6 protein-coding genes are annotated in these 10,975 nt (G+C 68.9%); 2 read left to right on the forward strand and 4 right to left on the reverse strand.

What is annotated here, in order from left to right:
- Both DLJ58_RS33000 and DLJ58_RS33005 read left to right on the forward strand, forming a co-directional pair.
- Positions 1-1,229, forward strand: a 1,229-nt coding sequence (locus tag DLJ58_RS33000; RefSeq protein WP_148098033.1) for an SseB family protein, incomplete at its 5' end; no start/stop codon positions are given.
- Positions 1,226-1,591, forward strand: a complete 366-nt coding sequence (locus tag DLJ58_RS33005; RefSeq protein ID WP_124862865.1) for a hypothetical protein — start codon at positions 1,226-1,228, stop codon at positions 1,589-1,591. The genes DLJ58_RS33000 and DLJ58_RS33005, both read left to right, overlap by 4 nt.
- A gap of 4 nt (positions 1,592-1,595) precedes the next feature.
- On the opposite strand, the gene DLJ58_RS33010 is transcribed toward DLJ58_RS33005, so the two are convergent.
- From DLJ58_RS33010 to acs, 4 genes are all read right to left on the reverse strand, one after another.
- Positions 1,596-2,528, reverse strand: coding sequence for an alpha/beta fold hydrolase (locus DLJ58_RS33010; protein WP_124862868.1), 933 nt, complete (start codon positions 2,526-2,528; stop codon positions 1,596-1,598).
- Positions 2,529-2,738: 210 nt separating this feature from the next.
- Complete coding sequence (locus tag DLJ58_RS33015) at positions 2,739-5,192, reverse strand: immune inhibitor A domain-containing protein (RefSeq protein WP_124862874.1); 2,454 nt, start codon at positions 5,190-5,192, stop codon at positions 2,739-2,741.
- 333 nt (positions 5,193-5,525) lie between these two features.
- Entirely contained in the window at positions 5,526-8,321 is a 2,796-nt protein-coding gene (locus DLJ58_RS33020) for an immune inhibitor A domain-containing protein (RefSeq protein WP_124862871.1), read from the reverse strand.
- Between the two features lie 267 nt (positions 8,322-8,588).
- Entirely contained in the window at positions 8,589-10,553 is a 1,965-nt protein-coding gene (gene acs / locus DLJ58_RS33025; protein WP_112680829.1) for an acetate--CoA ligase, read from the reverse strand.
- Positions 10,554-10,975: the final 422 nt, after the last annotated feature.

The raw sequence follows: 10,975 nt of genomic DNA on the forward strand, positions 1-10,975 counted from the left end.
GACTGGGGCCGCCGGCCGACCCGCCGTCCGCCAGCCCCAGTCCTTTCGCACCACCGTCCTTCAGCCCCGATCAGCCCGCTCCGAGCCCGTCCATCCCGCAGCCTGTGATTCCGGCGGAGTCCGGCGTTGTCGGCGGTGGCCTGGGCAACCTGGGGGTCGACGCCCCGCTCAGTGACGATCGCTCCGACAGCGAGGCCTCGTCGGGAAGCCCGGCCGGCGACGACCTCTACCCGCCTGCCGACGAGCCGGCGCCGGTCGAGTTCGAGCCGGCCAACACGGTCGAGGAGGACCTGCTCAGCGCCGCCGGCTCGGGCAGCACCGACACGTTCCTGTCCACCCTGCTGCTGGCCCGGGTGCTACTGCCGGCGGCACCGGACTCGGTGCGGGGAAGCCGCCCCGGGGATCCCGGCTTCGTCTGGCGTACCGGGCAGCTCGACGGCGAGACGTACGTGGTGGTCTACACGTCGTCGGAGCGCCTCGCCGACCATGTCGACGGGGACGTCGACACGGTCCGGGTGAAGTTCGCCCAACTGATCCGGCGCTGGCCAGACGAGGACTGGTCGTTCGCCGTCAACCCGGGTACGCCGGTGGGTGCCAAGTTGCCCGGCGAGCAGATCGTCGCGTTGGCCAACTGGGCCGCCGAGGTGGGGCTCGGGGACGACCTGGAAGTGGACCAGGTGGAAGCGCCGGCCGTGGCCGAACCCGCCGCCCGTCCCCGGTACGCCCCCGCGGCGGTCGACCCGACCCGACCGACGGTCATGCAGAAGGCGATCGCGCCCAGCCAGCTCGCGTACTACCTGGATCGTGGGTACGACCGGGTGTCCGGGTTCGTGCACCGGGCCGGTGAGCTGTCCCACCTGACCACGCCGGCTCAGCTGCACGAGGCGCTGGGCCTCGATTACCCCGGCTCGCCGTTCGCCCCGGACGCCGAGGAGATCTACGTGCTGCGCTGGCCGGCGCACCGGCCGAGCCTCTACCGCATCCCGTACGGCGGTCAGAACGAGCCGGCGATGCGGGCCATGGAGGGCTGGGTCATCGAACGTCCGCCGTTCCGGGGCAACGGCTTCGCCCCGAGTGAGAGCAGCGACGTGGTGGCGGAGTTCAAGGTGGACAGCGCACGGCTGCCGCACGGCGCCCAACTCTGGCGCATCGGCGCGGACGGCAGCGAGCGGGTGGTCGCCGAGCTGGACACCGACTCGGTCACCTGGCGACGGGTCGGGGAGGCGTGATGCGCGACGGTTACGTGGCCCGTTGGAAGGGCCGGGAATACCAGGCCAGCCCGGACGGCGACGACATCCGCCTCTACCAGCCCGAGCCGGGCGAGGGCTTCGAGGAGGTCCGCGCGGGCCGCTACGTCCGGGTGCTCCCGGCGAGCGAGATCGAGGACCTGGCGTACGTGCGGACCACCTGCACCTGGAAGGGGCAGCCGTTCATCGTGCTCGGGGAGCACGACGCCTGGCTGCGGGTGGAGTACACCGGTGGTCGCTGGCCGGTTGCCGAGGCGATGCGGCTGGAGGTCTTCGACTTCGGCGTCTACCAGGGTTGGGCGCCGGCCGCCGAGGTCACCGACCTGCGGGAGCAGCGGGTCTGACCGGTCAGGTCTTCGCCCACCGGAGGATTTCGCCGAGCACCAGCTCCGGTGCCTCCAGGTGCGGGAAGTGCCCCACCCCGTCGAGCAGTCGCCACTCGTACGGGGCGACGACGTACCGGCCGGAACCCAGCGCGGTGCGGGGCAGGGAGGCGGCGTCCAGTGCGCCGTGCAGTTGCAGGGTCGGAGTGGACAGCGGCTTCTGCATCAGGCGGACGAACCGGTAGCCGTGCAGTCGCAGCAGCGAGCGGAACGCCCAGCGGTAACCCTCCAGCGCGCAGAACGCGGCCTGCGGGATGCACATCGCCTCCCGGCACCGTTCGGCGTACGCCTCGAAGTCCGGCCCGGCCACCCACTGTGGGCCGCCCCAGCGGCGCATGATCTCGCCGACGGCCGCAGCGCCATCGCGGGTCAGGACGTGCTCGTAGCGGGGTAGCTGGAACTTCAACGCCGGGGTGGAGGCGGTGAACTGCCCGCGCGGGTCGGCGAAGATGGCGGCGCGCAGTCGCAGCGGGTGCGGTGCTCCCAGCACGACGAGCCGGCGGACCAGGGACGGGTGGAACGAGGCCACGGTCCAGGCCACCATGCCACCGAGGCCGCTGCCGACGATCGTCGCGGATCGTTCACCGAGCGCGCGGATCAGCCCGGCGATGTCGGCGGCGAGGGTGTAGCCGTCGTACCCCCGGGGTGGTTTGTCGCTGGCGCCGTAGCCGCGCAGGTCGACGGCGACCGCCCGGAAGCCGGCGTCGGCGACCGCCGGCAGCATCTGGTGCCAGGCCCACCAGTGCTCCGGGAAGCCGTGCAGGAAGAGCACCATCGGCCCGGTGCCGGCCTCGACCACGTGGAACCGGCTGCCGTTGGCGCCGATGAAACGGTGCGTCCACGGCCCCTCGGTGAGGACACAGGACTCGTCGACGGCCCCGCCGCGCTGGTCGGTCATGGCAGACAGCCTAGGACCCGGTGGACGCAGGCGACCCTGGCGGTCGCGTTGAACAGGGGAAAGCCCCGGGTTGCCCCGGACCAGGACCAGGGGCACCGGGTCGACTGTCAGTGGAGAAAGCCGGTCCGGGACATCCGGGGGTGGCGCACAAAGCGCGACGCCCGGGCAGATGACCTGCCCGGGCGTCGCTGGTTGGTGCGGGATCAGTGGTCAGCTGACCCGGATCTTCATCGAGGTGCCGTCCTGCTCCAGAACCTTGATCTTGACACCGGCTGCGGGGAGCTTGACGCCGTGGTTCGGCAGCTCCTCGTAGAAGTACTTCTTGGTGTCGTCGAACAGCGGCTCAGCGGCCTGGCCACGGATGTACTGCGGCTGGCTGTTGAGGTGCAGGGTGAACGAGTCCGCCTTGTTCAGGCTGAACGGTGCGTCGTACATCTGGATGCGGGCCCGCCACGGAGCCCCGGTCAGGTTGTAGATCGGGCGCGGGTGCGCGTCGATGTACAGGTTGCGACCCTCACCCGGGTGACCACCCGGGTTGGACGTCGACACCGGGGCGGTGTTGTTGTCGGAGAAGCGGGTGTTCCAGTACGAGATGAGCAGGCCCTCCTGGTACGCGTAGTGGTCCACCCAGTCCGGGCGGGTGTTCGCGTAGCCGAAGAAGTACGGGCCGGTCTTCAGGTACTTGTCGTACGAGACGTACGACCGGTTGCCGGCGATGTAGTAGTTGTCGAACAGCCGGGTGTAGGTCGCCCCGACCACCTGGAACTTGTCCAACGTCCAACCGGCGTCGGTCTCGGCGCCGTCACTGAGCACCGTCTGGCCGTCGGCGGTCACGGTGATCGCGTCACCGAAGAAGCCGCCCTCGGAGACGCCACCGTCGGTGACGTAGTGCAGGCGAACCTGGGCCACCTTGCCGGCGACCGCGGTCAGCGGGATGTTGATGTCCGCCCAAGCGCCCCTGCTGGTGCCGGCGAGGGCCGGACGCCCCGCGCCGTCGACGCCGATCGGCGTGCCGTTGGCAGTGCCGTCCAGGTCGATCCAGGTCTTACCGCCGTCAGTGGACGCCTCGAAGTAGAGGTAGTCGTAGCCGGCCTCGATGCTGTACTTGCCCTTGAGCGACATCGCCGCTGCGGACTTGCCGGTGAGGTCGAACGTCCTCGTCATCTTGCTGTCGAGGTTGTCCTCATTGCCGGAGAAGTACTGCTTGGCGCCCTCGAACGGCGCGCCGTAGTTGAACGTGTACTCCCGCTGCGGGAGCACGACCACGGCGGCCTGAGCCTTGTCCGAGTTGTACTCCTGCGGGCCGAGCTCCAGCGAGCGCTTCTGCCCCGCCACGATCACCTCGTAGTCGAGCCAACCGAGCTGGAGCTTGTTCCACGCGCCGAGGTCGCCGCCCCGGTCGCCGATGCCGACGTCGTTCTTGGCGCCGAGCCGGCTCTGGGCCATCAGGGTCCAGTGCTCGTTGCTGTTGTCCGCCGGGCCGTAGTCGTCCGGCAGGCCCAGGTCGTGGCCGTACTCGTGGTAGAAGACGCTGCGGCCACCGTTTTCCGGCTGGATCGTGTAGTCGCGGATCCAGACGCCGGTGTTGCCGATCTGGGTGCCGCCGATCGGGAAGTTCGGCGGGCCGACGGGCGAGCTGTTGAACGCCGACCAGCGGTGGCTCCAGATCGCGTCCTCACCCTGCTGCGGGTCACCGTCGGCCTGGTCGCCGCCGGAGTGGACGATCTGGAAGTGGTCGATGTAGCCGTCCGACTCGTTGAAGTCGCCGTCACCGTCGTAGTCGAACCGGTCCCACTGGTCGAAGGACTTCATCTCGGTGGCGATCTGGGCGTCCGTCCGACCCTTGGCCTTCTGGTCGGCGACCCACTGGTTGGCGGCGTCGGCGATCAGGTTCCAGGTGTTCGGGCAGACGTTGTCGGCGCAGACGGCCCGGTCATCCTGCGGGTTCGGCTCCTCGCCGGGCTCGGGGTCCGGAATCGGGTCGTCGGAGCGACCGTAGCGGGCCTCGTTGTACCGGACCTTGACCCAGTCGGTCACCTCACCGTCGACGGTGTAGCGACCCGAGGACTGGGCCTCGTAGTACTGCTTGAGCGACTCGTCGCCCGGGTTGGTGCCGAAGTACAGCTGGCGGAAGTGCTCCGGGCTGAAGTCCGGCTGCCAGATGGTGGAGTTGTCCACGGCCCGGTTGGGCTCGGGGATCTTGTTGTGCAGCGGACCCTCGAACGTTGCCGGTCCGGCGATGTTCGGGTTCATGTCCTTGTCCGGGTAGGACGGGTGCCGCTCGTCCCCGAACTCGGCCAGGATCACGAAGATCTTGTCGGTCCGCTCGCGCTTGAGCTCTACGTACTGGTCCTTGGTCTGCTTGGCGCCAGCGGTGGTGCGGGCGTTGGCGCCCGTCCCGGCCGCCTTGCCGACCTTGCCGACCTTGACGACAGTGCTTCCGTTGCGCTCGATCGGCTTGCTCCGACCGCTCAGCACGTCGCTGAGCCCCTGCTCACGCAGTGCGCGGCGCTTCTCCTCGAGCTTGTCGGGGAGTTCATCCTTCAGCGCCTGTGGTTCGGCAGCGGCCGGTGCTGCGGCCGGCAGTTTGGGCTGAGGCGCCGCCGAGGCGGACGGGCCGAAAGCCAGGCCTGTCGCCGTCAGTGAGAGCCCGAGCAGACCCACTGCGACTTTGCGCACGTGGTACCTCCGGTGTGAGGGAACCGGCCCAACGGGGGTACGGGCCGGTGGGAGATCGATCCCACTAGTGGGACCATTGGTGAACATAGTTACTGGCGGGACGGGTGGGAAGACGAACGCGTCGATTTGTTGCAAGATTTTGTTGGGAATGCTTTTCACCGTCACACCCCGCCGGTTCATCAGCCCCGCTGACCAGCGCGTGTCGGGGCGCGAACGTATACAACGACATTTCTCGATCAACCTGATCACACATGCGACAGTGGGGCCGGCAGCGTCTCCGCCACCGACCCCACTGTCAGTTCTCGATCCGTGAAACCGTTACTTCTTGGCCGGGGTCACGTAGATCATGGCCGACGAGTTGTCCCCGGCAGCCTTCTTGATCGTCAGCGAGACGCCGTAGTTCACGCCCTGGTCGCCGGGGTTTCCGGTGCCCAGCACGATTGCGCCACCGCCCAGGGTCACGCCGTAGAACTCCGGCGCCGGGCTGCCGTCCGGGTTGGTGACCCGAGTGGTGTACGGCGCGTTGCCACGCGACGGCAGGACCACCGACGCGTCGTTGTCGCGGGCGTAGGCAGCACCGTCGCGCATCTCGATGCCCGGGTACCAGCCCTTGGCGTCGGTGAACGCCTTCACCGGCGGCAGCCCCTTGAACTTCGTGCAGTACGCGCTGTACGGCTCGTCCGCCGCCTCCAGGCACTCGGTGAACGGGTACGTCCGGTTCAGCGTGAACGCCGCGTTCGACGACTGCGGGCGGCTCGGCAGGTTGTCCGTCACCGACGGGTCCTTCACAGCCGCCTCACCGGTACGCCGCAACGGGTCGAAGTGCGAGTCGACGATGAGCAACCCGCCCTTCGCGCCGTAGCTGGGCAGCGCGGTCATCTGCCCGGTGACGTGGTTGACGTCGCCGAGCGCGGTGTCCCGGTACCAGACCAGCATGCCCGGCGCGTTGTAGGAGATCCGGTCGACCTTCCACGCCTCGTGCGAGTAGATGGTGTCGTAGGCGTACTGCAGGCCCTTGTCGAAGCCGTCGAAGTTGCGCCACTCCGCCAGGTAGTACTGGGCGTGCACCTCGGTGCCGCTGGAGACCTTCCAGCCCGCACCGGTGGTGTCGACGAAGGTGCCGCCGGTGGCCGTCCAGCCGTTGGCGCCGCCCTCGACGTCGTCACTCCAGGTGGTGGCGCCGCCGCCGGTGACCGAGAAGTCGTCGACGAACCAGTTGCGCTCCTCGAACGCCTCGTCGGTGGCCAGGCGCAGCCGCACCTGGACCGTCGTGCCGGCGTACGCCGACAGGTCGACGTAGTCGTGCCGCCAGCCGTCGGTGCTGCCGGTCAGGCCGTACTTCTTGCCGCCGAAGTCGTTCATGCGGCCGTTCGGGTCCGGGTAGCCGTCCGGCGTGGTGACCACCGTGCCGCCCTCGTCGTACACCTTCTGCTCGGTCCAGGTCGTACCGCCGTCGGTGGAGAGCTCGACGAAGCCGTAGTCCCAGTCCTCCTCGATGATGTAGTTGTTCCACATCCAGAACTTCGAGTCGGCCGCCGCCGGCACGTCGACCGAGCGGCTCAGCTTGACGTCGGCCCACTCCTGGTCGTTGTTGCTGTGCCACATCTTGGTGCCGCTGTGCGGGGTCGCCAGCGTCGTCACCTTGTCCGGCAGGTCGACCTTGATGCCGTCCTCGGAGTCGATCGGGGTGCGCGACGTCTGGCCGAGTTTCACCTCGCGCGGGTTCGACCCGGGGCGGATGGTCAGCGGGTCGGCCCAACCGAGCACCCACTTGTCCCAGATGCCCATGTGCGTCGGCAGCGCCTGGAAGATCTCACCCGAGTGCGAACCCGAGGCCATCAGGTCCCAGAAGTCCACGTCGGAGTCGGCGTTGCCGGACGTGTCGTAGAGGTCCGGCAGACCCAGGTCGTGGCCGAACTCGTGGGCGAAGACGCCGACGCCGGCGTCCTCCGGCTGCACGATGTAGTTCGACGCCTTCAGGTTGGTGCCCGGGATGGTGTAACCACCGGCAACCGTGGAGGAGTGCGCCCACACGGCGTACACGCCCTCGGCGCCGCCGCCGCGGGACTTGCCCTGGCCCGCGTGCACGAGCACGAGGTGGTCGATCACGCCGTCCGGCTCGAAGACGTTGCCGTCACCGTCACGGTCGGCCTGGTCCTCGATGTCGTAGTCGGCCCATGGGAAGTTCGGGTCCTTCGCGACGAGCGCGTCGATCGCGTCGGTCGCCAGGCGGCCCGCGCCGGCCGGGTTGTCCGGGTGGCCGTTCATCGACTGCTCACGGCCGGGAACCCAAGCGCCGGTCTCGTCCTGGAAGCAGCGGTTGGCCGCGTACCAGCCCTCCGAGTGCGGCACGGTGATCCACGGGCTGGCCTGCCCGTCCACCGTGTACGCGTTCTTGGACATCTCCAGGTACATGTTGTGCATGGTGCGACCGGACAGGTCGATGCCCTTCTTGCCGTCCGGGCCCTTCAGGTCGGTGCGGACCCGCTCGGTGATGCCCTTCTTGCTGTAGAGCATCTTGTTGTAGTGCTGCGGCGAGAAGTCCGGCACCCACATCGAGTTGTTGTCCTCGTGGGGCAGACGCGCCGGGTCCGGGATCTTGTTGTGCTTCGGGCCGTTCTGGACCGTGCCGGGGACGCAGGTGCGGTCCTCGAACACCGTCTTGGGGACCATGACGCCGGTGAAGTCGTCGTTGGCCTTGTCGTTGAACTCCACCAGCAGCGTCAGCAGCTTCGCCGTCTGGGTGGTCGGCGCCTTCTTGAACTTGCGGGGGTTCTGGCCGGTCTTCAGCGACTTGGCCTCGTCCTTGGCCAGCTGCCGTGCGGTCACCGGGTTGCCCCGGGCGTGCTTCTGGTCGAATGCGCGCGCGGACTCCGCGGCAGGGGTGTAGATGCCACCCTTGCCCTTCACCTCACGGCCGGTGGTGTCCGGCTGCACCTCGGGCTCGGCGTAGTTGATGTAGTGCTCGTCGGCCCCGATCACCGCCTGGGGGGTGCCGGACGGCGACTGGGCCGCCGCGCTGCCACTCACGGTCAGTGACGTGGCCGCGAGGGCGATGGCGGGCAGCGCGACGAGTAGTCGTCGCCGCGCACTGGACTGCGGTTTGTGGTTCATGCCGCTCCGTTTCTCGGGCATGGGGAGGATGACGTTGGCGTGGTCGACCATCGATGTGATGTGTGTCGAACTCTTCCAACCTGCGTGAACCTAAAGCACAACCGGCCGAAAGGACAGAGGTGATCGACGCCTGTGCCCGTTCAGCTTCTCCCGACTCCCCCGACCGACCGATGTGACAGTGGTGAGGCGGCACGAACCAAACCCGTAAGACATGACGGAGGGTGGCGGTCCGCGCGGACCGCCACCCTCCAATGGGTACGCCTACCGTCAGTCCTCGTCGGACTTCGTACCGCTCATCCCCGAGGAGATCAGGTCCATCACCGAGGAGTCCTGCAACGTGGTCACGTCGCCCAGCGACCGGTTCTCCGCCACGTCCCGCAGCAACCGGCGCATGATCTTGCCGGAGCGGGTCTTCGGCAGCTCCGGCACCAGCATGATCTGCCGCGGCTTGGCGATCGGGCCGAGCGTCTTCGACACGTGGTTGCGCAGGTCCGCGATGAGCTGCTCGCCCGCCTCACCGGCGATGTCCGTGCTGCCCCGCGGAATGGCGAACGCGACGATCGCCTGACCGGTGGTCGGGTCGGTCGCGCCGACGACCGCAGCCTCGGCCACCGACGGGTGCGACACCAACGCCGACTCCACCTCGGTCGTCGAGATGTTGTGCCCGGACACCAGCATCACGTCGTCCACCCGGCCGAGCAGCCAGATGTGCCCGTCGTCGTCCTTCTTCGCGCCGTCGCCGGCGAAGTACATGCCCTGGAAACGCGACCAGTACGTGTCGATGAACCGGTCGTCGTCACCCCAGATGGTGCGCAGCATCGACGGCCACGGCTCGCGCAGCACCAGGTAGCCGCCGCCACCGTTCGGCACCGACTGGCCCTGGTCGTCCACCACGTCGGCCACGATGCCCGGCAGCGGCGTCATCGCCGAACCCGGCTTGGCCGCCGTCACCCCCGGCAACGGCGAGATCATGATGGCGCCCGTCTCGGTCTGCCACCAGGTGTCCACCACCGGCAACTCGCCCCGGCCGATGTGCTGCCGGTACCACATCCAGGCCTCCGGGTTGATCGGCTCGCCGACGCTGCCCAACAGGCGCAGCGACGACAGGTCGAAGCCCGCCGGGATGTCGTCGCCCCACTTCATCATCGTCCGGATCAGGGTGGGAGCGGTGTAGAGGATGCTCACCCCGTACTTGTCGATGATCTCCCAGAACCGACCCTTGTGCGGCGTGTCCGGGGTGCCCTCGTACATCACCTGGGTGGCACCGTTGGAGAGCGGGCCGTACACGATGTAGGAGTGCCCGGTGACCCAGCCGATGTCGGCCGTGCACCAGTAGACGTCCGTCTCCGGCTTCAGGTCGAACACCGCGTGCGTCGTGTACGACGCCTGGGTGAGGTAGCCGCCGGTGGTGTGCAGGATGCCCTTCGGGCGGGCCGTGGTGCCGCTGGTGTAGAGGATGAACAGCGGGTGCTCGGCGTCGAACGGCTGCGCGGTGTGCTCGGCCGACGCGGTCTCCACCGTCTCGTGCCACCAGTGGTCCTTCTCCGACCACGCCACGTCCTCGCCGGTGCGGCGGACCACGAGCACGTGCTCCACCGACGGGGAGTTCGCCACCGCCTCGTCCACAGTGGGCTTCAACGCCGACGGCTTGCCCCGCCGGTAACCGCCGTCCGCGGTGATGACCACCTTGGCGCTGGCGTCCTGGATCCGGTTGCTCAACGAGTCGGCGGAGAAGCCACCGAAGACCACACTGTGCGCTGCGCCGATCCGGGCGCACGCCAACATGGCCACCGCCGCCTCCGGGATCATCGGCAGGTAGATCGCCACCCGGTCGCCGGCGGTCACTCCCAGGTCGGTGAGCGCGTTCGCCGCCCGACAGGTCAGCTCGTGCAGGTCCGCGTACGTGATGGTGCGGGTGTCGCCAGGCTCGCCCTCCCAGTGGATCGCGACCTTGTCGCCCCGGCCCGCCTCGACGTGCCGGTCCAGGCAGTTGTACGCGACGTTGAGCTGCCCGCCCACGAACCACTTCGCGAACGGCGGGTTCGACCAGTCGAGCACCTCATCCCACTTCTTCGACCAGGCCAGCCGATCGGCCTGCTTCGCCCAGAAGGCCAGCCGGTCGGCCTCAGCCTCGGCGTACGCGTCGATGGTGACGTTGGCGTGCGCGGCGAGTTCGGCCGGCGGGGGGAACTGGCGCGTCTCGTTCAGCAGATTGGCCAATGCCTCGCTCATGCCGTGACTCCTCATCCTCGGGGTGACCTGGGTCTCGATGGCACGAGGGTAGTCGCGGGGTCCGCGACGGGCCACGGCTGCCCGCTGCGTCGCGCCGAGTGGCCCCCGCCGCGCGCCCGGCGGCCCGTCCCCGCCGGGGCCGCTGTGCGCAGTACCTTGATCATCACGGGTTCATTGGAATCGCGGTGTCCAGGGCAGGCGGACACCCCAACTTCAATGAACCCGTGTTGACCTTGTCGGAAGTGCCGCGCCGGGTCGGCTGTGCAGCCGGGCCAGGCGCGCAGGCCCTCCTCGGCCGTGGCCGCGCCGAGGCGGCTCGCGGCGGGTGGGGGCGAAGCTGCGCCGGGTGAGGTGCCGTGCCGGGCGGGTGGTCCGGGTCGCGTTGCGGCCGGGTGCGGCCCGCCACGCTAACGACCCGGCCC

The sequence above is a fragment of the Micromonospora arida genome (assembly GCF_003857035.1).
Lineage (GTDB): Bacteria > Actinomycetota > Actinomycetes > Mycobacteriales > Micromonosporaceae > Micromonospora > Micromonospora arida.